A 21,644-nucleotide genomic window follows, 5' to 3' on the forward strand; every position below is an offset into this window, starting at 1 on the left:
CCGCACCGTACGATCGGGAAATGGCCGGAGGCAGAGGGGTGTGGCGCGGCGGGGCGGTGGCCCTGTGCCTGCTGCTGCCCCTGACCGGGTGCGGCGGGCGCACGGCGGCCGACCCCGCCCGCACCGAGGTGCAGCACGTGCTCGACCTGCGGTCCACGGCGCTCCTCGGCCACGACGAGAGCGCGTACGCCGCGACCGGCACCCGCACGGAGTACACCCGGCTGCGCGCCCTTCCGCTGGCCTCCTGGACCTACCGGGTCACCGGCCTGCACCGCACCGCCTCCGGCGCCACCGCCGACGCCGAGCTGCGCTACCGCGTCGCCGGCTACGACCGGGCGCCCGTCGACGCCCGCCGCACCCTCACCCTCGCCCGCTCCGCCGACGGCGCCTGGCACGTCACCGCCGACCGGCCCGCGGGACGGACCGGGCAGCAGCTGTGGGACCAGGGCACGGTGACCGCCGTCAGCGGCGCCCACAGCCTGGTTCTGGGCACCGGGCAGTCCACCGCCGGGCTGCGCGTCTTCGCCCGGCTGGCCGACCACGCGGTCCCCGCCGTCTCCCGCGCGTGGGGCGCCGACTGGGCCCGCAAGGTGGTGGTCCTGGTCCCGCGCTCCCTGGACGGCATGGCGGGCCTGCTCGGCTCGCCCGCCTCCAACTACCGGGGCATCGCCGCCGTCACGACCGGTGAGGCGGGCGCCTCCGGGCGGACACCGGCCGACCGGGTGGTGGTGAACCCCGACGCGTACGCCGTGCTCGGCGACGTCGGCAAGCAGGTCGTGCTCACCCACGAGACCACCCACGTGGCCACCCGTGCGCACACCACCGGCGCCACCCCGCTGTGGCTCTCCGAGGGCTACGCCGACTGGATCGGCTACCTCGGCATCGGCCGCACCCCCACCGAGGCCGCGCCGGAACTCGCCCACGCCGTGAAGGACGGCAGGGCGCCCGCCGCGCTCCCCACCGACAAGGACTTCGGCTTCACCAGCGACCCCACCGAGCTGGCGCAGGCCTACGAGAGCGGCTGGCTGGCCTGCCGGATGATCGCCGACCACTGGGGTACGGCCCGGCTCGACGCCTTCTACCGCGCCGTCGGCGACCACGGCAGGCGCGCGGGCGCCGTCGAGGGGGCCCTGGAGAAGGTCCTCGGAACGACCCCCCGGGCCTTCACCGCCCGCTGGCAGGAGTACGTCAGGACCCGGCTCGGCTGAGCGCGCGGCGCCCGCCGGAGTCAGGGGGAGACCGGTGTCTCCTCCGTGTGCGCCGGCTGGAAGGGGAGGGGGGCCTCGGGTGCCACGGGCACGGTCGTGTCCCACAGCCGGCGGGCGGCCGTCAGCGCGGCGGCGACCAGCAGGCCGTTGCGCAGCAGCATCAGCAGGACGCCGTACCAGTCGCTCATCACCACGTGCACGAAGCCGACCGGGAACTCCAGGACCGTCACGAAGGACGCCGCCACCACCAGCACCGCGGGCGTCCCCATGCGGCTCGCCCGGTGGGACAGGCAGACGGCGGCCAGACCGACCAGCCAGACGAGGTACTGGGGGCTGATCACCCGGCTGGTGACCGTGAACAGCAGCACCGCCGTGAACGCCGCGTCCGCCAGGGTGTGCGGCGCGAAGCGGCCCGCCCGCAGCCGCCACAGCAGCAGCCAGCCGAACGCGGCCCCGGTCAGCGCCAGCGCCACCGTGCTGACCTGGTCCACGTGCGGGCCGACGAACTCGACCGACCCGTAGTTCAGCAGCACCTGCCCGTCCCAGCCGAAGTGCCGGGCCACATGGAAGACCAGCGCGCCCAGCGACTCCACCTCGGTGCCCCGGTCCCGCTGGAAGGTCAGGAAGGCGAACGCGCCCGGCATGGACACCGAGAACAGCGCCGCGAGACCGGACGCGGTCACCGCCGCCGACGCCCACGCCCGCCGCCGGGTGGCACCGGCCAGCAGCAGGGCCGGCCACACCTTCAGCAGGGCCCCGAGGGCGGTCAGCGCGCCCATCACCCGGGGTCGGCGGACACCGGCGAGCAGGGCCGCCACCGTCACCGCGGTCACCATCACGTCGTACCGGGCGTACACCGTCGGTCCGAGCAGCGGCACGCCCACCACCCACACCCAGGCGCCGCGCAGCGAGCGTCGGGGGCGCCCGCCGGAGCGCAGCAGCAGGACCAGCACGGCCAGGTCGGCGAGGGACGCCAGGACGAAGAAGGCGTGCGCGTAGGACAGGAAGGGCAGCGCGGCGGGGGAGAGGATCGCGAGGGCGGCGGCGGGCGGGTACTGCCAGGTCACGTCGTCCAGCGGAAACGTTCCCTGCTGCAGGACCTCGTACCAGCCCAGGTAGGTCACCGACACGTCGGAGGTGACGTCGGGGCCCGGGAAGACGTACACCCCGAACACGAAGAGCAGCAGGGCCGCGCGGGTGACGGCCCAGGTCGCGAGCAGCCATGCCAGGGACCACCGGGTGCCCTCGGTCTCCACCTGATCCCCTGCCGTTCGATCAACACTTCGATGTCCGCGTCGCGGGAACATGATGTCGTGCCCGGCCGTGCGCATGCCACCGGACCCGGTCTCCGCCCGGCGCCGGACGGCCCATTCGGTAGGGTCGGCGGCGATGCACAAGACCCTGATCGTCACCAACGACTTCCCGCCCCGGCCGGGCGGCATCCAGGCCTTCCTGCACAACATGGCCCTGCGGCTGGACCCCGGGCAGCTGGTCGTCTACGCCTCCACCTGGAAGCGCGGCCAGGAGGGCGCCCGGGCCACGGCCGCCTTCGACGAGGAGCAGCCCTTCACGGTCGTACGCGACCGCACGACGATGCTGCTGCCGACCCCCGGGGCCACCCGGCGGGCGGCCGGGCTGCTGCGCGAGCACGGCTGTACGTCGGTGTGGTTCGGGGCGGCGGCCCCGCTCGGGCTCATGGCGCCCGCCCTGCGCAGGGCCGGGGCCGAGCGGCTGGTGGCCACCACCCACGGGCACGAGGCCGGCTGGGCCCAGCTGCCCGCGGCCCGGCAGCTCCTCGGCCGGATCGGGGAGTCCACGGACACGATCACCTATCTGGGCGAGTACACCCGCTCCCGGATCGCCGCGGCGCTGAGCCCCGAGGCGGCCGGGCGGATGGTGCAGCTGCCGCCCGGGGTCGACGAGAAGACCTTCCACCCGGAGTCCGGGGGCGCCGAGGTCCGGGCCCGGCTCGGCCTGACCGACCGCCCGGTCGTCGTCTGCGTCTCCCGGCTGGTCCCGCGCAAGGGCCAGGACACCCTGATCCGGGCCATGCCCCAGATCCTCGCCGCCGAGCCGGACACCGTGCTGCTGATCGTCGGCGGGGGGCCCTACGAGCGGGATCTGCGCCGTCTGGCCCGGGAGACGGGCGTCGCGGCCTCGGTCCGCTTCACCGGCGCCGTCCCCTGGTCCGAACTGCCGGCCCACTACGGCGCGGGCGACGTCTTCGCCATGCCCTGCCGCACCCGGCGCGGCGGCCTGGACGTCGAGGGCCTCGGCATCGTCTACCTGGAGGCCTCCGCGACCGGGCTGCCGGTCGTCGCCGGGGACTCGGGCGGCGCGCCCGACGCGGTGCTCGACGGGGAGACGGGCTGGGTCGTGCGGGGCGGCTCGGCCGGGCAGACGGCCGAGCGGATCGTCGTCCTGCTGCAGGATCCCGCGCTGCGCCGCCGCATGGGCGAGCGCGGCCGCCGGTGGGTCGAGGAGGGGTGGCGCTGGGACCTGCTGGCCGAGAAGCTCAAAGCCCTGCTGTAAATCCCGGCAGGCGGACTAGCCGGAACCGGAAAATCCGCACATGCTGCGCGCATGACAGCAAAACTGATGCAGCGTCAGCTGACCAGACGTCACATTCTCGGTGTGGCCGCGCTCCAGACCGCGGCCACCCTCGGGTTCACCCGCGTCGGCCTCCAGTCGGCCCGTGCGGCCGAGCCCCGCGCGGTCGAGTCCGCCCCCGCCGTCGTCGTCGGTTCCGGCTACGGCGGCGCGGTCGCCGCCCTCCGGCTCGGCCAGGCGGGCATCCGCACCCTCGTCCTGGAGATGGGCCGGCTGTGGAACACCCCCGGCAGCGACGGCAAGGTGTTCTGCTCCACCAGCGCCCCCGACCAGCGGTCCATGTGGTTCCGCACCCGCACCGAGGCCCCGCTCGCCACGTTCCTGTGGCTGGACGTGGTCAACAAGCCCATCAGCCCCTACCCGGGGGCGCTGGACCGCGTGCACTACGACAACATGTCCGTGTACGTCGGCCGGGGCGTCGGCGGCGGCTCGCTCGTCAACGGTGGCATGGCGGTCACCCCCGTGAAGTCCTACTTCGCCGAGCAGTTCCCGACCGTGGACGCCGACGAGATGTACGCCACCTACTACCCGCGCGCCCGCGCCATGCTCGGCGTCAACACCATCGACCCGGCCTGGTTCGAGTCCACCGAGTGGTACCAGTTCACCCGGACCTCCCGGAAGGCCGCCGCCAACGCCGGCCTGAAGACCACCTTCGTGCCCAACGTCTACGACTTCGGCTACATGCAGCGCGAGGCGGCGGGCACCGCCACCAGGTCCGCGCTCGCCGGGGAGGTCATCTACGGCAACAACTACGGCAAGCGCAGCCTCGACAAGACCTACCTCGCCGGGGCCCTCGGCACCGGCAACGTCACCATCCACACCATGGAGCGGGTGCGCTCCGTGAGCCGGGCGCCCGACGGGTCGTACGTGCTGACCGCCGACCGGATCGACGACACCGGCGCGGTCGTCGAGACCAAGCAGTACGGCTGCACCTACCTGTTCCTCGGCGGGGGCAGCCTCGGCACCACCGAACTCCTCGTCCGCGCCCGGGACACCGGCACCCTGCCCGACCTGGACCCCACCGTGGGCGCGGGCTGGGGCACCAACGGCAACACCATGCTCGGCCGCGCCAACCACGTCTGGGACACCGTCGGCGCCAACGAGGCCACCATGCCCGTGATGGGCATCGACGACTGGGCCAACGCCGACAACCCGGTCTTCGCCGAGATAGCACCGCTGCCCATGGGCTTCGAGCACTGGATCAGCCTCTACCTGGCGATCACCAAGAACCCCGAGCGGGCGTCCTTCACGTACGACTCGGCCTCCGGCACGGTCAAGCTCGGCTGGACACCGGCCCAGAGCGCGGTGTCGGTCGGCATGGCCAAGAAGCTCTTCGACCGGATCAACCTGGCCAACCTCACCATCTACCGGTACGACCTGTTCGGCTCCTCCAGCAAGGTCTTCGCCGACGACTTCACGTACCACCCGCTGGGCGGCTGCGTGCTCGGCAAGGCCACCGACGACTACGGCCGGGTGAAGGGGTACGACCGGCTGTACGTCACCGACGGCTCACTGGTGCCCGGCAACATCGGCGTGAACCCCTTCGTCACCATCACCGCGCTCGCCGAACGCGCGATGGCGCGGGTCCTCGTGGAGGACACCGCGCCATGACGCACCGTCAGAGAGGGGGCTACTTAGCGTAGATCGCCTCGATCTCGCCCGCGTAGTCCTTCGCCACCACGTTCCGCTTGAGCTTCAGCGACGGGGTGAGGTGGCCCGACTCCTCCGTGAACTGGGAGGACAGAATGCGGAACTTCCGCACCGATTCCGCCTTCGACACCGCGGCGTTGCCGTCGTCCACGGCCGTCTGGATCGCGGCGTTCAGATCCGGGTCGTCGCGCAGCGACGCCGCGGTGGAGCCCGCGGGCTTGCCGTGCTCGGCGGCCCAACGGCCCAGGAACTCCTCGTCGACGGTGACCAGCGCGCCCACGAACGGCCGCCCGTCGCCGACCACCATGCACTCCGCGACCAGCGCGTGCGCCCGGATCCGGTCCTCTATCACGGCCGGGGCCACGTTCTTGCCGCCCGCCGTGACGATGATCTCCTTCTTCCGGCCGGTGATCCGCAGATAGCCGTCCTCGTCGAGGGTGCCGATGTCACCGGTGTGGAACCAGCCGTCGGCCAGCGCCTCGGCGGTCGCGGCCGGGTTGTTCCAGTACTCCTTGAACAGGTGCTCACCGTGCAGCAGCACCTCGCCGTCGTCCGCTATCCGCACCACCGAGCCCGGCAGCGGCTGTCCGACCGTGCCGATCTTCTGACGGTCCCACGGGTTGAACGCGGTCGCCGCGCAGGACTCCGTCAGGCCGTAGCCCTCCAGCACCGTGAAGCCGATGCCCCGGAAGAAGTGGCCGAGCCGCTCGCCCAGTGGGGCGCCGCCGGAGATGGCGTACTCGCCCCGGCCGCCGAGGACCGCGCGCAGCTTGCTGTAGATGAGCCGGTCGAAGACCTTGTGCTTGACCTTCAGTCCGAACGACGGCCCCGAGGCGCTGTCCAGCGCCCTGCTGTAGGCGATCGCGGTGTCCGCGGCCTTGTCGAAGATCGCGCCCTTGCCGTCCGCCTGCGCCTTGGCCCGCGCCGAGTTGTAGACCTTCTCGAAGACGCGGGGGACGCCGAGGACCAGCGTCGGCCGGAAGGCGGCCAGTTCGTCGGTGAGGTTCTTGATGTCCGGGACGCAGCCCAGCTTGATCGGCGCCATCATCGGGGCGATCTGCACGAGACGGCCGAAGACGTGCGCGAGCGGCAGGAAGAGGAGGACGGAGCACTCGCCGGTACGGAACAGCGGGCGCAGCCGCTCCACGATGTTGCCGCACTCGGCGAAGAAGCTGCGGTGGGTGAGGACACAGCCCTTGGGGCGGCCGGTCGTCCCGCTGGTGTAGACGATGGTCGCCGGGTCGTCGGCCCTGGCGAGCGAGCTGCGCTCCTCGACGGTCTCGTCCGACACGTCCTGCCCGAGCCGCGCCAGCTCCTCCAGACCGCCGGCCTCGATCTGCCAGACGTGCTTCAGGGCGGGCAGCGTCTCGCGCACCGACTCCACGGCCGCCGTGTGGTTGTCCAGTTCCACGACGCAGGCGGTCGCGCCCGAGTCGGACAGGATCCACTGCACCTGCTCCGGCGAGCTGGTCTCGTACACCGGCACGGTGACCGCGCCGGCGCACCAGATCGCGAAGTCCAGGAGCGTCCACTCGTAACGGGTGCGGGACATCAGGCCCACCCGGTCGCCCGGCTGCACCCCGGAGGCGATGAGGCCCTTGGCGGCGGTGTGCACCTCGGCCAGGAACTCCCGGGCCGTCACGTCCTGCCAGGCGCTGCCGACCTTGCGGGCGATGACGGCGACATCGGGATGCTGCGCGGCGTTTCTGCGGACGATGTCGGTCAGGTTGCCGTCGGCAGGGACCTCGTACAAAGCCGGAAGGCTGAACTCGCGCAAGACTGCTGCTCCTCATAGGGCGCCGGCGCCACGACGTTGTGCGATGCGACGGTGCGGTCCAAGGCTCGGGCTGGTGCTCGGGTCTTCGGTGGTTGAAATCCAGAGCACGACTGGACTGCCCGGACGTTACCCGCCGGTATGGCGTCTTCGACAGGGGGGCCCGGTGAGATGTTCGCTGCGTCACACACGTTGGCGTTCCTTCGCGCACAGTAGTCCACGGCTGAACCGACCGGCCAGTAACCGCAGGCCCGGCCGACACTGTTCACGCAGACCCCACACGCCTACTCTTGATCGCCATGGCACCCACACCCTCCCGAAACCCGAGAACGCGTGTCCACGTGGTCAGCGACGTGCACGGCAACGCCCGTGACCTGGCCCGGGCCGGCGAGGGTGCCGACGCCCTGATCTGCCTGGGTGACCTCGTGCTCTTCCTCGACTACGCCGACCACTCGCGCGGCATCTTCCCCGACCTGTTCGGCAAGGAGAACGCGGACCGCATCGTGGAGCTGCGCACCGCACGGCGCTTCGAGGAGGCCCGCGCGTTCGGCGCCGGGCTGTGGGCGGGCATCGGCGGCGACCGGGCCGGGGCCATAGAAGGGGCCGTCCGCAAGCAGTACGCCGAGATGTTCGCCGTGTTCCCCACCCCGACGTACGCCACCTACGGCAATGTCGACATGCCGCCTCTGTGGCGGGAGTACGCCCGGCCCGGCACCACCGTCCTCGACGGCCAGCGGGTGGAGATCGGCGGCTGGACGTTCGGCTTCGTCGGCGGCGGCCTGCGCACCCCGATGCGGACGCCGTACGAGATCGACGACGAGGAGTACGCGGCGAAGATCGAGGCGGTCGGCGAGGTCGACGTGCTGTGCACCCACATCCCGCCGGAGGTCCCCGAGCTCGTCTACGACACCGTCGCGCGCCGCTTCGAGCGCGGCAGCCGGGCCCTGCTGGAGGCCATCCGCTGCACCAGGCCGCGCTATTCGCTCTTCGGGCACGTCCACCAGCCGCTGGCCCGCCGGATGCGGATCGGCGCCACCGAATGCGTCAACGTGGGCCACTTCGCCGGGTCCGGGAAGCCGTGGGCGCTCGAATGGTGACCGGTGGCGAGCCATGGGGGAGACGGGGTGAAGGCGGCAGGTCGGCGGCGCGGTAGCCTTCACGCTGCACACACGTGCGCAGCCCGCGCACGAAAGACTCTCTTCGGTCCGCATGCGGAGGAGCCACGGCGATGGCGGAACACACCAGTTCGAGCATCACGATCGAGGCGGCCCCGGCCGACGTCATGGCGGTGATCGCCGACTTCGCGCGCTACCCGGACTGGACCGGTGAGGTGAAGGAGGCGGAGGTCCTCGCCACCGACGGGCGGGGCCGCGCCGAGCAGGTCCGGCTCGTCATGGACGCCGGCGCCATCAAGGACGACCAGACCCTCGCGTACACCTGGACCGGCGAGCACGAGGTCTCCTGGACCCTGGTGAAGTCCCAGATGCTCCGCTCCCTCGACGGCTCCTACCTGCTGAAGCCGGCCGGCGCGGGCGCCACCGAGGTGACCTACCGGCTGACGGTCGACGTCAAGATCCCCATGCTCGGCATGATCAAGCGCAAGGCCGAGAAGGTCATCATCGACCGGGCCCTAGCGGGCCTGAAGAAGCGGGTCGAGTCCGGGGAGAAGTAGGCACCGCGGTTCGGGCCCGCGCGAAGGTACCGTTCACCCTCATGCGCACCATCCTGATCACGGGCCCGGGCGGCAGCGGTCGGACCACGATCGCCGCCGCCACCGCACGGCGTGCCGCGTCCGACGGCGTCCGGACACTGCTGCTGAGCGCGGACCGCACGGACAGCCCGGGCGTCGCGCTGGGCCGTCCGACAGGACCGGCCCCGGCCGAGGTCGCCCCCCTCCTCACCGCCTGGCGCCCCGACGCGGGCGCCCGCTTCCGCGAGGACCTCACCGCCTTCCAGGACCGCGCGGCCGGCGTCCTCGACCTGCTCGGCGCCGCCCGCCTGGACGCCGAGGAGGTCACCCCGCTGCCCGGCGCCGAGGAGCTCTCCTTCCTGCGCGCCGTGCGGGACGCGGCGCTGTCCGAGCGCCACGACCTCCTCGTCGTCGACCTCCCGCCGCTCCCGGCGGCCCTCGCCCTGCTCGCCCTCCCCGAGGAACTGCGCCGCTATCTGCGCCGCCTGCTGCCGCCCGAGCGCCAGGCGGCCCGTGCCCTGCGCCCGGTCCTCGGCCGGCTGGCCGGCGTCCCCATGCCCGCCGACTGGCTGTACGAGACGGCGGCCCGCTGGGACCTAGAACTCGCCGCCGTCGAGGCCGTCCTCACCGACCGCGACACCGCCGTACGGCTGGTAGCCGAACCCGGCCCGGCCGGCACCGACGCCGTGCACTGCGCGCGGCTCGGCCTCGCCCTGCGCGGGCTGCGCACCGAGGCCCTGATCGCCAACCGCACCCTGCCGGAGGCCGCGCCGGACAGCTGGCTCGCCGGGCCCCTGGCCCAGCAGCGCAAGGCGCTGGCCGACTGGCAGGGGTCCTACGACGTCCATCCCGTCCCCCACCTGGGCCACGACCCGCACGGCGGCGACGACCTCGCGGCCCTCGGCGTGCCCGCCGCCCGGCGGACACCCGGCCCGGTCGAGTGGCCCGTCGCCGACCGGCTCGCCGAGGACGGGGTGCTGGTCTGGCACATCCCGCTGCCCGGCGCCACCCGGGACGAACTGGATCTGGTCCGGCGCGGCGACGAGCTGGTGATCACCGCGGGCGGCTTCCGCCGGATCGTTCCGCTTCCGTCCGCCCTGCGCCGCTGCACCGTCGCCGGGGCCGGGCTCCGGGAGGACGAGCTGCGCATCCGCTTCGCTCCGGATCCCGGCCTCTGGCCCGCCGCCGGACGGTGAACCGGGTGGTCCCGTTCGGGTAACGTCGTAAGGGCGAACCGCAGTCAGGAGTCCGCCATGAGCGAAGAGCGCCCCGCCGAACCGACCGAGGAGCCGCGGGTGAGCGACGCCGATGCCTGGGCCAGGGCCTGCGCCGAGGACCTGGAGGCCGAGAAGGCCCGCCGCCGCACCTCCTACGGCCCGCCTCCGGGCTCGGCCGCCGAGGAACTGAAGAAGCTCGTGGACACGGTGGCCGACAAGCTGTCCGGCCTCCAGTCACCGCTGCTCGGGGCCCTCGCCGGACCCGCCGCCCAGCAGGTGGTGCGGCAGGTCGTCCAGCAGGCCAAGGCCGCCGTGGAACCCGTGGTGGAGCGCAACCCGGACGTCTTCGACCACCTCGCCGCGGCCGGCAACGAGCTGCTGGCCGCCTACCGTTCCGCCGTACGGACCCAGGAGGGCCGCTGGACCTCCGGCGCGGCCGACCTCGCCGACGAATGGCGCGACGACCGGCGCGACCGCGGTGAGGGCACCGGTCCGGGGGAGCGCATCGACCTGGACTGAAGCCCTCCCGCGGCAGGGCCTCGGGTACGGTTGCGGTAGCGGGGCTCGACCGAACTGAGGGATTCATGGGACTCACCATCGGCGTCGACATCGGCGGCACCAAGATCGCGGCCGGCGTGGTCGACGAGGAAGGCAACATCCTCTCGACCTTCAAGGTGCCGACCCCCACCACGCCCGAGGCCATCGTGGACGCCATCGCCTCGGCCGTGGAGGGCGCGCGTGCCGGGCACGAGATCGTCGGTGTGGGCATCGGTGCCGCCGGTTACGTCAACCGGCAGCGCTCCACCGTCTACTTCGCGCCCAACATCGACTGGCGCAACGAGCCGCTCAAGCAGGAGGTCGAGGCCCGCACCGGCCTCCCGGTCGTGGTCGAGAACGACGCCAACGCCGCCGCCTGGGGCGAGTACAGGTTCGGCGCCGGCAAGGGCCACCGCAACGTCATCTGCATCACGCTCGGCACCGGTCTCGGCGGCGGCATCATCATCGGCAACAAGCTGCGCCGCGGTCACTTCGGCGTGGCCGCCGAGTTCGGCCACATCCGGATGGTCCCGGACGGCCTGCTGTGCGGCTGCGGCTCCCAGGGCTGCTGGGAGCAGTACGCCTCCGGCCGCGCCCTGGCCCGCTACGCCAAGCAGCGCGCCAACGCCACCCCGGAGCGCGCCGAGGTGCTGCTGGCGCTCGGCGACGGCACCCCCGACGGCATCGAGGGCAAGCACATCTCCATCGCCGCCCGACAGGGCTGCCCGGTGGCCGTGGACTCCTACCGCGAGCTGGCCCGCTGGGTCGGTGCCGGCCTCGCCGACCTGGCCTCCCTCTTCGACCCGTCCGCGTTCATCGTGGGCGGCGGCCTCTCCGACGAGGGCGAGCTGGTCCTGGACCCGATCCGCAAGTCGTACAAGCGCTGGCTGGTCGGCGGCAACTGGCGCCCGGTCGCCGACGTGATCGCGGCCCAGCTCGGCAACAAGGCCGGCCTGGTGGGCGCGGCCGACCTCGCCCGCGAGCCCGACCCGATCATGTAGCGGACGGCCCCCGCACAGCGGGCGAGGTCCGGGCGCGGCCGCCACGGCGAACCGGCGGCCGCGCCCGGACCTCGCGCCCCGTCCCGTCGGGCGTACATTGATCCACATGGAGCTGCTCCCCAACTCCCGTACGGAGCCCGATGGTTCCGCGGTCATCCGGGTCCTGAGCCACAACATCCGCTCGATGCGCGACGACACCGACGCGCTGGCCAGGGTGATCGGCGCCTGCGCCCCCGACCTGGTCCTCGTCCAGGAGGCCCCCCGGTTCTTCCGCTGGCGCAAGAAGCTGGCGCGGCTGGCGGCGGCATCGGGGCAGGTGATCCTCACCGGCGGTGCCACGGCGGCCGGACCGGCCGTCCTCTGCTCGCTCCGGGCCACCGTCGAGCGGACCGAGGACGTCCTGCTGCCGATCACCCCCGGCCTCCATCGGCGGGGACTTGCCACCGCGGTGGTCCGCTTCGGCGGCGCCCGCCTGGGAGTGATCAGCTGTCATCTGTCGTTGCGGGACGACGAGCGCCGTGCGCAGGGACGCCTGCTCCTCGACCGCCTCGCCGGACTCGGCGTCGAGCACGCGATCGCGGGCGGCGACCTGAACGAGGGCCCAGACGGGCCCACCTTCCGCCTCCTCGCCGAGGGCCTCCAGGACTGCCGGGCCGTCGCTCCCTGGGGCGGCGAGGAGACCTGGATGCACGGCGAGCCCCACCGGCGCATCGACGCGATCTTCGCGACCAAGGGCATCGAGGTGCTCGGCTGCGGAGTCCCGCTGGACCTGCCGGGCGTCACCCGCGCCGACCTGACCGCGGCCACGGACCACCTCCCGGTCCTGGCGGCGCTGCGCGTCCCGGCCGCCCCGACGGCGCCCTGAGGGCCCACCGCCTGCCGCCCGCCACCGATCCGCGCCCGCCCGTCGCCGCCGATCGGCACCCGCCGGCCCGCACCCGCCGGCCGGTGGCCCGCCGCGACCGCGCGGAGCCCGGGCGGGCCCGGCGCGGTGGCGGCCCGGGCTCAGACCACGGCCCCGCGCCCGGGGTCGTCGTGGTCGTCGTCGTCCGTGCGCATCCGCGTCACCAGCGTCGCGAAGCCGCCGAGGAAGCCGCCGATGACGAGGGTCTCCAGCCACCAGGTCATCGGCCAGCCGAGCAGCACGGCCAGCAGGAGCAGGACCGGGCCGCCGACGACACCCAGCCACGCGAACTTCGCCGTGGTGTCGGCGGCCGGCAGCGGCGGCGGCTCGGGCGGTACGAAATGGTCCTCGTCGTCCTCGCCGGAGTCGTCCCCGGACGGCTCGGGCGCCCGGTGGTCGCGCGGGCCGACACCGGGCGCGAACGAGACCGAGCTGCCCAGCGGCCGGGCGGGCCGCTGCTCGCCGGAGTCCTCACCGCCCTCGGACGGCACGTCCATCTCCGGCAGCGCGAGGTCCTCCACCGGCTTGAACGGCTTGCTCCCCGGCGGGTCCGGGGGTTCCTCGCCGAACCCGGCGACGATGGCCCGCCAGGCGGCGTCCTCGTCGAAGGGCACTCCCTGCTCGTCCGGCTCCCGTCCCTCGCGGTCCTCGCGGCCCCCGCGGTCGGAGTCGTGCTCAGCCAACTGCGGCCGTCCCTTCCTTGCCCGGATTCGGTGCGAGCCGGTGGATGAACCCGAGGCTCTCCTCGAAGATCCGGTCCGCATCCACGTCCAACGTCGCGACGTGGTAGCTGTGTTCCAGCACGATCTCCGTCACGTCCGTGGACGACACCCGGCTCAGCACACGGGCCGAGTCGACCGCGGGGACGACATGGTCCTGGGCGCTGCGCAGCAGCAGCAACGGCTGGGTGACCTGGGGCAGCTCGCCGTCCAGCCGGTGCAGGAACCGCCGCAGCGAGTGCGCCGCGTGCAACGGCACCCGGTCGTAACCCAGCTCCGCCGCGCCGCCCTTGGCGATGTCGCTGGCGATGCCCTTCGTCGTCCGTACGAGGTGCCGGGCCACCGGGAGGGCGTACGCCGACAGGCCGTGGACCCTGTTCGCCGGGTTGACGGCCACCACGCCCGTGACCCCGTCGCCGTGCCGCGCGGCCAGCCGCAGCGCCAGTGCCCCGCCCATCGACAGACCCGCGACGAACACCCGCGCACAGCGCTCGGCGAGCAGCCGCAGCTCGCGGTCCACCTCCGCGTACCAGTCCTGCCAGCCGGTGACCTGCATGTCCTGCCAGCGGGTGCCGTGCCCGGGCAGCAGCGGCAGCGAGACGGTCAGGCCGTGCGCCGCGTGGTGCTCCGCCCAGGGGCGCAGCGACTGGGGCGAGCCGGTGAAGCCGTGGCAGAGGAGGACACCCACCTCCCCGCCCGCGTGGCGGTACGGCTCGGCTCCGGGGAGAACCGGCACCTTTCGACTCTCCTGTCCTCGAAGGGGGCCCCGCCGACGGCAGGCCGGGGCGGGAAGAACTCGCGGATGTGCTTCACCGTACGCGACAGCACTGACACCGACCAGGGTCGTCGGGTCCTTTGACGGTCCTCCGGGTTAAGGTCTGTTCGACGGAAACAGGAGGCACACGGGTGTTGTACGGCACGATGAAGGTCGCCATCGGCGGGCCGCTGAAGGTCGCCTTCAGGCCCTGGGTCGAGGGACTGGAGAACATTCCGGCAGAGGGGCCCGCGATCCTGGCAAGCAACCACCTGTCCTTCTCGGACTCGTTCTTCCTTCCCACCATGCTGGACCGCAAGGTCACCTTCATCGCGAAGGCCGAGTACTTCACCACCCCGGGTGTGAAGGGCCGCCTCACCGCGGCCTTCTTCAAGGGCGTCGGTCAGCTCCCGGTGGACCGCTCCGGCGCGCGCGGCGCCGGTGAGGCGGCGATCAAGAGCGGCATAGAGGTGCTGGAGCGCGGGGAGCTGTTCGGCATCTACCCGGAGGGCACCCGCTCGCCCGACGGCCGGCTCTACCGGGGCAAGCCCGGCGGCCTCGCGCGCGTGGCGCTCGCCACCGGTGCCCCGGTCATCCCCGTCGCGATGATCGACACCGAGAAGATCCAGCCGCCCGGCAAGGTGATGCCGAAGCTGATGCGGCCCGGCATCCGTATAGGGAAGCCCCTGGACTTCAGCCGCTACCAGGGCATGGAGCACGACCGCTTCGTGCTGCGCGCGCTGACCGACGAGGTCATGTACGAGATCATGAAGCTCTCGGGCCAGGAGTACGTCGACATGTACGCGACCGCCGCCAAGCGGCAGATCGCCGAACAGGCGAAGGCCGCCAAGGAAGCCGAGAAGAAGAAGGCAGAGGCCTAGCCGAGGGGACGGGGGCAGGGGGGACATGCCGAGGCGCGAGCGCGTGCTGCGGATGTCGGTGGAGGCGCCGCTGTGGCGTGCGCTCGCCGGTTACCGCGTCCTGACCATGCTGTACGCCATCGGCCTGTGCGCCTCGGCGTACTCCCACTTCGTCCGCCCCTGGATCGCGGTCTGCTACTACGCCGTCCTCGTGGTGTGGACGCTCGCCACCCTGCCCAGGGTGTCCGGCGCGGCGAACTGCACGAGGCGCTTCCTGGCGGTCGACCTGGCCGTCGCCCTCACCGGCATCCTGCTCACCCCGCTCGCCGACAACCACGAGCGGATCGCGGGCGGCGGCCCCACCCTGCCGTCGATATGGACCGCTGGCTCGGTGCTGGCCTTCGCCATCAAGGGCGGCTGGCGCTGGGCGGCCGCCGCCTCCACCGCCGTGGCCGTCGTCAACCTGGTCGAGCGAGGCCGTCCCGCCCGGGACACCGTGCACAACGTGATCCTGGTCTGGGTGGCCGCCATCGCCATCGGCTACGTGGTGGAGGTGGCCCGCGCCTCCGAGCGCACCCTCGCCCGCGCCCTGGAGATCGAGGCCGCGACCCGCGAACGGGAGCGGCTGGCCCGGGACATCCACGACGGCGTCCTCCAGGTCCTGGCGATGGTGAAGCGGCGGGGCGCGGCCCTCGGCGGCGAGGCCGCCGAGCTGGGGCAGCTGGCCGGGGAGCAGGAGGTGGCCCTGCGCACCCTGGTCTCCGGCGGGCTGGTGCCCGTCTCCCGGGTGTCGGAGGACGCGGCCGCCGGAGCCGTCGTACGGGCCGTGGAGGAGCCGGACGAGGACGGACCGGCCGGTCCGCTCGACCTGCGCTCCCTGCTCGCCTCCTACGCCTGCGGCCGGGTGAGCCTCGCCGAGCCCGGCGCCCCGGTGCCGCTGCCGCCTGCGGCGGCCCGGGAGCTGGCCGCGGCGGTCGGGGCAGCCCTGGACAACGTGCGCCGGCACGCGGGGGAGGAGGCGCGGGCCTGGATCCTGGTCGAGGACGAGCCGGAGGCGATCGTCGTCACCGTCCGGGACGACGGCCCCGGCATCCCCGAGGGCAGGCTCGCCGAGGCCGAGGGCGAGGGCAGACTCGGCGTCGCCCAGTCGATCCGGGGCCGGCTGCGCGACCTCGGCGGCAGCGCCGAGCTGATCTCCGTGCCCGGGCAGGGCACGGAGGTCGAACTGAAGGTACCGAAGGCAGCGAAGGGCGCCGGACGGGCGCGGGGGAAGAGGGCGGAGCGGCGATGACAGAGCGGAAGGACCCGATCAGGGTCATGGTGGTGGACGACCACCCCATGTGGCGCGACGCGGTCGCCCGCGACCTGGCCGAGTCCGGCTTCGAGGTGGTCGCGACGGCCGGCGACGGCGAGCAGGCCGTGCGCCGCGCCAAGGCCGCCGCCCCCGACGTCCTGGTGCTCGACCTCAACCTGCCGGCCAAGCCCGGCGTCCAGGTGTGCAAGGAACTGGTCGCCCACAACCCGGCGCTGCGGGTCCTGGTCCTCTCCGCGAGCGGCGAGCACGCCGACGTGCTGGAGGCGGTGAAGTCCGGCGCGACCGGCTACCTGCTGAAGTCGGCCTCCACCGAGGAACTCCTGGACGCCGTGGGCCGGACCGCGGTGGGCGACCCCGTGTTCACCCCGGGCCTCGCCGGACTGGTCCTCGGCGAGTACCGCCGCCTGGCCGCCGAGCCCGCCCCCGCCCCCGACACCGACGAGCCGGGCGCGCCCCGGCTCACCGAGCGGGAGACGGAGGTGCTGCGGCTCGTCGCCAAGGGCCTGAGCTACAAGCAGATCGCCGAACGCCTCGTCATCTCCCACCGCACCGTCCAGAACCACGTGCAGAACACCCTCGGCAAGCTCCAACTCCACAACCGGGTGGAGCTGGTGAGGTACGCCATCGAGCGCGGCCTCGACGGCGAATAGCCCGTATCCGTTCGTCCTGCGGCGCAACGCACCGGATTCACCCTTCCCGCCTCTCCCGATGTGACGCGAATCACCATTAGCGTGACTGAGCGTCAGGCAACCGCGGCGAAGGGACATTTCATGCGTGTCGGAGTACTGACCGGAGGCGGCGACTGCCCCGGGCTCAACGCCGTCATCCGGGGCGTCGTGCGCAAGGGCGTGCAGGAGTACGGCCACGACTTCGTCGGCTTCCGGGACGGCTGGCGGGGACCCCTCGAAGGCGACACCGTCCGCCTCGACATTCCCGCCGTGCGCGGCATCCTGCCCCGCGGCGGCACCATCCTCGGCTCCTCGCGCACCAACCCGCTCAAGGTCGAGAACGGCATCCGCCGGATCAAGGACAACCTGGCCAAGCTGGAGATCGAGGCCCTCATCACGATCGGCGGCGAGGACACCCTCGGGGTCGCCGCCCGGCTGTCCGACGAGTACGGCGTGCCCTGCGTGGGCGTGCCCAAGACCATCGACAACGACCTGTCCGCCACCGACTACACCTTCGGCTTCGACACCGCCGTCAACATCGCCACCGAGGCCATCGACCGCCTGCACACCACCGCCGAGTCCCATATGCGGGTCCTCGTCTGCGAGGTGATGGGCCGTCACGCCGGCTGGATCGCCCTCCACTCCGGACTGGCCGGCGGCGCCAACGTCATCCTCATCCCCGAACAGCGCTTCGACCTCGACCAGGTGTGCGCCTGGATCACCTCCCGCTTCAAGGCCTCGTACGCCCCGATCGTCGTGGTCGCCGAGGGCGCCATGCCGAAGGACGGCGAGATGGTCCTGAAGGACGGGTCGCTGGACTCCTTCGGGCACGTCCGGCTGTCCGGGGTCGGCGAGTGGCTGGCCAAGGAGATCGAGCGGCGCACCGGCAAGGAGGCCCGGACCACGGTCCTCGGGCACATCCAGCGCGGCGGCACCCCCAGCGCCTTCGACCGCTGGCTCGCCACCCGCTTCGGGCTGCACGCCGTCGACTGCGTCCAGGAGGGCGACTTCGGGAAGATGGTCGCCCTGCGCGGCGCCGACATCGTCCGTGTGCCGCTCGCGGACGCCACGGCCAGGCTGAAGACGGTCGACCCGAAGCTGTACGAGGAGGTCGGCGTCTTCTTCGGCTGACCGCGCGCGCCGGGCCCGGGGACCGCCGCGGTCCCCGGGCCCGGCCGCTCATCCCGGCCCGCTCACCTCGCCCCGCTCGCCTCGCGCAGCCCGCCCATCAGCTCCCGCACGACCGCGGCGCCGTTCAGCGTCAGCACCGACTCCGGGTGGAACTGCACCCCCGCGAAGCCGGGGCCGCGCAGCGCGTGCACCTCGCCGTTCGCCGCACGGCTCACCTCGACCCCGTGCGCGGCCAGCTCACGGGCGGCCCCCTCCTCGCAGCGCGCGACGAAGCTGTTGTAGAAGCCGACGGTCTCCGGCCGCCCGAACAGCTCGATCGCCGTCTGCGCACCCTGGTACGGCACCTCCTTGCGGACGATCTCCAGCCCCAGCTCGGCCGCGATCAGCTCATGGCCCAGACAGACGCCCAGGACCCCGTGCCGGTGCTCCCTGATCACGGTGGCGGCCAGCTCCCGCAGGAACCGCATCTTCGGATCGGCCAGGTCGGACGGGTCACCGGGACCGGGGCCGAGCACCACGGGCCCCTCGTGGGCGAGCACCGCCGCCCGCAGCCCCGGCTCGTCGTACCGCCGCACGGTCACCTCCAGGCCGCCCGAGCGCAGCACGTGCGCCAGCATCGCGGTGAAGGTGTCCTCACCGTCCACGACCAGGGCGTGGCCGTCGAGCGCGTCGAGGCGCTCCTGCATCCGCAGCCAGAAGGGGGCGAGCGAGGCCCGCCGCCCGTCCAGCGCGGCCCGCACCCGCGGGTCCTCGGCCAGCCGGGGCCGCTCCCGCTCCGCGCGCGGCCGCCCCGGCCGCACCCCGAGCGCCGCCAGCACGCCCGCGGCCTTGGCGTGGGTCTCGGCGACCTCGCCCGCCGGGTCCGAGCCGCGCACCAGCGTCGCACCCACCGGGACCCGCAGCCGGCCGTCCGCGCCGATGTCGGCGGTGCGGATCAGGATGGGGGAGTCCAGCGTCTGCGCGCCCCCGGAGTCCCGGCCGAGCAGCGCCAGCGCGCCCGCGTAGTAGCCGCGGCCGCCCACCTCGTGCCGCTCGATCACCCGGCACGCGTTCTGCACCGGCGAGCCGGTCACCGTGGCCGCGAACATCGTCTCCCGCAGCACCTCCCGCACGTCCAGGGAGGACTTCCCGCGCAGCTCGTACTCGGTGTGCGCGAGGTGGGCCATCTCCTTGAGCCGTGGCCCGACGACGACCCCGCCCATGTCGCCGACGGTGCACATCATCTTCAGCTCCTCGTCGACGACCATCGACAGCTCCTCGATCTCCTTGCCGTCGGCGAGGAAGTCCAGCAGGTGCCCGGGTGTCGGCCCCTCGGCGGGATACCGGTAGGTCCCGCTGATCGGGTTCATCACGACCGTCCCGCCGGACATCCGCACGTGCACCTCGGGGCTGGCCCCCACCAGCGTGCGATCCCCGGTGTGCACGACAAAGGTCCAGTAGGCCCCCCGCTCACCCTCCAGCAGCCGGCGGAACAGCGCGAGCGCGTCGGCGCGGCCGAACCCCGGGATCTCGCCCTCGTACGTCCGCCTGATCACGAAGTTCGCGCCCTCGCCCCGGCCGATCTCCTCCTCCAGCACCCGTCCGACGATCCCCGCGTACTCCTCGTCGCCGACGTCGAAGCCCCCGCCCTCGACCCGCACGTCATGGCGGGGCAGCGAGCCGAGCGCCTCGTCCAGGGGGATCTCGTACGACTCCTCCGGGGTCAGCACCAGCAGCGGGGTGCCGTCGTCGCGGACGTCGAAGCCGCGCTCGCGGATCTGCCGGAACGGGACCAGCGCGAGGCCCTCGCCGGGCAGGTCGGCGAGCCGGTCCCGGGCGGTCACCGGGCCGATCAGCACCTCCACCGGGTGGTCGGCGCGGCCGGGGACGCGGCGGCGGAGCAGTGCGAAGGGACGGGGATCGGACAGCAGGTCCACGAGGTTCACGGGTCGGTCTCCTTCTCAGACGTCTGACGGAGAGGAACGACCCGGAGAAACACCGAAGGCCGCCCCTCGGGCGGCCTTCGCGAAGTCTTGCGTACGCGCAGTCAGTGGGCCGCCGGAGAAGCGGTCCACCACCAGTTCTGGTTCGAAAGCGCGAACATGCGAGGAACCCTACCGCACCGGTGTCCACGGGGCAGTCACCTCGTCTCACCTTTCGGGCCAGACGTAGAACATGGGACACGACCCCGTAAGGTTTACGAGGTGACCGTGAACGCTAAGACCAGCCTGAGCGCTGGCAACACCTGGCGAGACCTGCCCGCGGCGCAGCAGCCCGAGTACCCCGACACCGAGGCTCTGCGCGCAGTGATCGCGGACCTCGAGTCGTATCCGCCGCTCGTCTTCGCGGGCGAGTGCGACCAGCTGCGCGCCCGGATGGCGGCCGTCGCCAAGGGAGAGGCGTTCCTCCTCCAGGGCGGCGACTGCGCCGAGGCCTTCGACGCGGTGTCCGCCGACCATATCCGCAACAAGCTCAAGACGCTGCTCCAGATGGGCGCCGTCCTGACCTACGCGGCCTCCGTGCCCGTGGTGAAGGTCGGCCGGATCGCGGGCCAGTACTCCAAGCCGCGCTCCAAGCCGACCGAGACCCGCGACGGCGTGACGCTCCCGGTGTACCGGGGCGACTCCGTCAACGGCTTCGACTTCACCGAGGCCAGCCGCATCCCGGACCCCGAGCGGCTCAAGCGCATGTACCACGCCTCGGCCTCCACGCTGAACCTGGTGCGCGCCTTCACCACGGGCGGCTACGCCGACCTGCGACAGGTGCACGCCTGGAACCAGGACTTCGTGAAGACCTCGCCGTCGGGCCAGCGCTACGAGCAGCTCGCGCGGGAGATCGACAACGCGCTGAACTTCATGCGGGCCTGCGGCACCGACCCGGAGGAGTTCAAGACCGTCGAGTTCTTCTCCTCGCACGAGGCGCTGCTGCTGGACTACGAGTCCGCCCTGACCCGGGTCGACTCCCGCACCGGCAAGCTGTACGACGTCTCCGGGCACATGGTGTGGATCGGAGAGCGCACCCGGCAGCTGGACCACGCGCACATCGAGTTCGCCTCCAAGATCCGCAACCCGATCGGCATCAAGCTCGGCCCGAGCACTACGGCCGAGGAGGCGCTGCGGTACATCGACCGCCTCGACCCCGAGCGGGAGCCGGGCCGGCTCACCTTCATCGTCCGCATGGGCGCCGACAAGATCCGCGACCGGCTCCCCGAGCTGGTCGAGAAGGTCACGGCGTCCGGCGCGGGGGTGGCCTGGGTGACCGACCCGATGCACGGCAACACCTTCGAGGCGGCCTCCGGGCACAAGACCCGCCGCTTCGACGACGTGCTCGACGAGGTCAAGGGCTTCTTCGAGGTGCACAAGGCGCTCGGCACCCACCCGGGCGGCATCCACGTGGAGCTGACCGGCGACGACGTGACCGAGTGCGTAGGCGGCGGCGACGAGATCTTCGTCGACGACCTCCACCAGCGCTACGAGACGGCCTGCGACCCGCGGCTGAACCGCAGCCAGTCGCTGGACCTGGCGTTCCTGGTCGCGGAGATGTACCGGGACCAGTGAGTGCTCTGGGGCGCGGATCACACAGGATCCGCGCCCCTCGTACTGTTGCGGTTCCCCCGGGATGGGTAAG

General features: G+C 72.8%; 20 protein-coding genes. 14 read left to right on the forward strand and 6 right to left on the reverse strand.

Annotated features, from left to right (window positions below; genetic code table 11):
• Positions 1 to 20 precede the first annotated feature (20 nt).
• Positions 21 to 1,208, forward strand: coding sequence for a hypothetical protein (locus tag ACZ7FF_RS03025; RefSeq protein ID WP_470808958.1), 1,188 nt, complete (start codon positions 21 to 23; stop codon positions 1,206 to 1,208).
• A 20-nt stretch (positions 1,209 to 1,228) separates the two neighbouring features.
• On the opposite strand, the gene ACZ7FF_RS03030 is transcribed toward ACZ7FF_RS03025, so the two are convergent.
• Positions 1,229 to 2,464, reverse strand: coding sequence for a glycosyltransferase 87 family protein (locus ACZ7FF_RS03030; protein WP_470808960.1), 1,236 nt, complete (start codon positions 2,462 to 2,464; stop codon positions 1,229 to 1,231).
• Positions 2,465 to 2,597: 133 nt separating this feature from the next.
• Here ACZ7FF_RS03030 and ACZ7FF_RS03035 point away from each other — a divergent pair, with 133 nt between their 5' ends.
• Positions 2,598 to 3,740, forward strand: coding sequence for a glycosyltransferase family 4 protein (locus ACZ7FF_RS03035; protein WP_470808962.1), 1,143 nt, complete (start codon positions 2,598 to 2,600; stop codon positions 3,738 to 3,740).
• Between the two features lie 51 nt (positions 3,741 to 3,791).
• Positions 3,792 to 5,429 (forward strand): GMC oxidoreductase, encoded by a 1,638-nt coding sequence (locus ACZ7FF_RS03040; RefSeq protein WP_470808963.1) that lies wholly within the window; start codon positions 3,792 to 3,794, stop codon positions 5,427 to 5,429.
• 19 nt (positions 5,430 to 5,448) lie between these two features.
• Here the strand turns inward: ACZ7FF_RS03040 and ACZ7FF_RS03045 are convergent, their stop codons facing one another.
• Positions 5,449 to 7,245 (reverse strand): AMP-dependent synthetase/ligase, encoded by a 1,797-nt coding sequence (locus ACZ7FF_RS03045; protein ID WP_470808965.1) that lies wholly within the window; start codon positions 7,243 to 7,245, stop codon positions 5,449 to 5,451.
• A 296-nt stretch (positions 7,246 to 7,541) separates the two neighbouring features.
• Between ACZ7FF_RS03045 and ACZ7FF_RS03050 the strand changes: the two genes are divergently transcribed.
• The 6 genes from ACZ7FF_RS03050 to ACZ7FF_RS03075 all read left to right on the forward strand — a co-directional run bounded on the left by ACZ7FF_RS03050 (position 7,542) and on the right by ACZ7FF_RS03075 (position 12,552).
• Positions 7,542 to 8,339: a metallophosphoesterase family protein gene (locus ACZ7FF_RS03050; protein WP_470808967.1), complete on the forward strand. Its 798-nt coding sequence runs from the start codon at positions 7,542 to 7,544 to the stop codon at positions 8,337 to 8,339.
• A gap of 131 nt (positions 8,340 to 8,470) precedes the next feature.
• Complete coding sequence (locus ACZ7FF_RS03055; RefSeq protein WP_470808969.1) at positions 8,471 to 8,914, forward strand: SRPBCC family protein; 444 nt, start codon at positions 8,471 to 8,473, stop codon at positions 8,912 to 8,914.
• 41 nt (positions 8,915 to 8,955) lie between these two features.
• Positions 8,956 to 10,128 carry an ArsA family ATPase gene (locus ACZ7FF_RS03060; RefSeq protein ID WP_470808971.1) on the forward strand — a complete coding sequence of 391 codons (1,173 nt, stop codon included), beginning with the start codon at positions 8,956 to 8,958 and terminating at the stop codon, positions 10,126 to 10,128.
• 57 nt (positions 10,129 to 10,185) lie between these two features.
• The gene (locus ACZ7FF_RS03065) at positions 10,186 to 10,668 is read left to right on the forward strand and encodes a DUF5304 domain-containing protein (protein WP_470808973.1); all 483 of its coding nucleotides are present in this window, start codon (positions 10,186 to 10,188) and stop codon (positions 10,666 to 10,668) included.
• 65 nt (positions 10,669 to 10,733) lie between these two features.
• A complete protein-coding gene (locus ACZ7FF_RS03070) occupies positions 10,734 to 11,687 on the forward strand; it encodes an ROK family glucokinase (RefSeq protein ID WP_470808975.1) in 954 nt (317 codons plus the stop codon).
• 106 nt (positions 11,688 to 11,793) lie between these two features.
• A complete protein-coding gene (locus tag ACZ7FF_RS03075; RefSeq protein ID WP_470808977.1) occupies positions 11,794 to 12,552 on the forward strand; it encodes an endonuclease/exonuclease/phosphatase family protein in 759 nt (252 codons plus the stop codon).
• A gap of 140 nt (positions 12,553 to 12,692) precedes the next feature.
• Here ACZ7FF_RS03075 and ACZ7FF_RS03080 read toward each other — a convergent pair whose 3' ends face one another.
• Together ACZ7FF_RS03080 and ACZ7FF_RS03085 are read right to left on the reverse strand one after the other, a co-directional pair.
• Positions 12,693 to 13,274 carry a hypothetical protein gene (locus ACZ7FF_RS03080; RefSeq protein ID WP_470808978.1) on the reverse strand — a complete coding sequence of 194 codons (582 nt, stop codon included), beginning with the start codon at positions 13,272 to 13,274 and terminating at the stop codon, positions 12,693 to 12,695.
• Entirely contained in the window at positions 13,267 to 14,046 is a 780-nt protein-coding gene (locus ACZ7FF_RS03085) for an alpha/beta hydrolase (protein WP_470808980.1), read from the reverse strand. Before ACZ7FF_RS03085 ends, ACZ7FF_RS03080 begins: the two co-directional genes overlap by 8 nt.
• Before the next feature lie 185 nt (positions 14,047 to 14,231).
• On the opposite strand from ACZ7FF_RS03085, the gene ACZ7FF_RS03090 reads away from it, so the two are divergent.
• The 4 genes from ACZ7FF_RS03090 to ACZ7FF_RS03105 all read left to right on the forward strand — a co-directional run bounded on the left by ACZ7FF_RS03090 (position 14,232) and on the right by ACZ7FF_RS03105 (position 18,038).
• On the forward strand, positions 14,232 to 14,945 hold the full coding sequence (locus ACZ7FF_RS03090) for a lysophospholipid acyltransferase family protein (RefSeq protein ID WP_470809578.1): 714 nt from the start codon (positions 14,232 to 14,234) through the stop codon (positions 14,943 to 14,945).
• Between the two features lie 25 nt (positions 14,946 to 14,970).
• Positions 14,971 to 16,215, forward strand: a complete 1,245-nt coding sequence (macS, locus tag ACZ7FF_RS03095) for a MacS family sensor histidine kinase (protein WP_470808981.1) — start codon at positions 14,971 to 14,973, stop codon at positions 16,213 to 16,215.
• A complete protein-coding gene (locus tag ACZ7FF_RS03100; RefSeq protein ID WP_470808983.1) occupies positions 16,212 to 16,889 on the forward strand; it encodes a response regulator in 678 nt (225 codons plus the stop codon). Before macS ends, ACZ7FF_RS03100 begins: the two co-directional genes overlap by 4 nt.
• Before the next feature lie 120 nt (positions 16,890 to 17,009).
• Entirely contained in the window at positions 17,010 to 18,038 is a 1,029-nt protein-coding gene (locus ACZ7FF_RS03105) for a 6-phosphofructokinase (protein ID WP_470808985.1), read from the forward strand.
• Positions 18,039 to 18,100: 62 nt separating this feature from the next.
• Here ACZ7FF_RS03105 and ACZ7FF_RS03110 read toward each other — a convergent pair whose 3' ends face one another.
• Positions 18,101 to 19,963: an anthranilate synthase family protein gene (locus tag ACZ7FF_RS03110; protein WP_470808987.1), complete on the reverse strand. Its 1,863-nt coding sequence runs from the start codon at positions 19,961 to 19,963 to the stop codon at positions 18,101 to 18,103.
• Positions 19,964 to 20,064: 101 nt separating this feature from the next.
• Positions 20,065 to 20,121, reverse strand: a complete 57-nt coding sequence (locus tag ACZ7FF_RS03115) for a trp operon leader peptide (RefSeq protein ID WP_111582571.1) — start codon at positions 20,119 to 20,121, stop codon at positions 20,065 to 20,067.
• Positions 20,122 to 20,221: 100 nt separating this feature from the next.
• On the opposite strand from ACZ7FF_RS03115, the gene ACZ7FF_RS03120 reads away from it, so the two are divergent.
• The gene (locus tag ACZ7FF_RS03120; RefSeq protein WP_470808988.1) at positions 20,222 to 21,574 is read left to right on the forward strand and encodes a class II 3-deoxy-7-phosphoheptulonate synthase; all 1,353 of its coding nucleotides are present in this window, start codon (positions 20,222 to 20,224) and stop codon (positions 21,572 to 21,574) included.
• Positions 21,575 to 21,644 lie beyond the last annotated feature (70 nt).

This window comes from Streptomyces sp. NPDC037126 (genome assembly GCF_055605965.1).

Excerpts from the sequence above, each read along its gene's own strand:
- ACZ7FF_RS03025 (WP_470808958.1), top strand. The coding sequence starts at position 21 with ATGGCCGGAGGCAGAGGGGTGTGGCGCGGCGGGGCGGTGGCCCTGTGC.
- ACZ7FF_RS03035 (WP_470808962.1), top strand. The coding sequence starts at position 2,598 with ATGCACAAGACCCTGATCGTCACCAACGACTTCCCGCCCCGGCCGGGC.
- ACZ7FF_RS03040 (WP_470808963.1), top strand. The coding sequence starts at position 3,792 with ATGACAGCAAAACTGATGCAGCGTCAGCTGACCAGACGTCACATTCTC.
- ACZ7FF_RS03050 (WP_470808967.1), top strand. The coding sequence starts at position 7,542 with ATGGCACCCACACCCTCCCGAAACCCGAGAACGCGTGTCCACGTGGTC.
- ACZ7FF_RS03055 (WP_470808969.1), top strand. The coding sequence starts at position 8,471 with ATGGCGGAACACACCAGTTCGAGCATCACGATCGAGGCGGCCCCGGCC.
- ACZ7FF_RS03060 (WP_470808971.1), top strand. The coding sequence starts at position 8,956 with ATGCGCACCATCCTGATCACGGGCCCGGGCGGCAGCGGTCGGACCACG.
- ACZ7FF_RS03065 (WP_470808973.1), top strand. The coding sequence starts at position 10,186 with ATGAGCGAAGAGCGCCCCGCCGAACCGACCGAGGAGCCGCGGGTGAGC.
- ACZ7FF_RS03070 (WP_470808975.1), top strand. The coding sequence starts at position 10,734 with ATGGGACTCACCATCGGCGTCGACATCGGCGGCACCAAGATCGCGGCC.
- ACZ7FF_RS03075 (WP_470808977.1), top strand. The coding sequence starts at position 11,794 with ATGGAGCTGCTCCCCAACTCCCGTACGGAGCCCGATGGTTCCGCGGTC.
- ACZ7FF_RS03090 (WP_470809578.1), top strand. The coding sequence starts at position 14,232 with ATGAAGGTCGCCATCGGCGGGCCGCTGAAGGTCGCCTTCAGGCCCTGG.
- macS (WP_470808981.1), top strand. The coding sequence starts at position 14,971 with ATGCCGAGGCGCGAGCGCGTGCTGCGGATGTCGGTGGAGGCGCCGCTG.
- ACZ7FF_RS03100 (WP_470808983.1), top strand. The coding sequence starts at position 16,212 with ATGACAGAGCGGAAGGACCCGATCAGGGTCATGGTGGTGGACGACCAC.
- ACZ7FF_RS03105 (WP_470808985.1), top strand. The coding sequence starts at position 17,010 with ATGCGTGTCGGAGTACTGACCGGAGGCGGCGACTGCCCCGGGCTCAAC.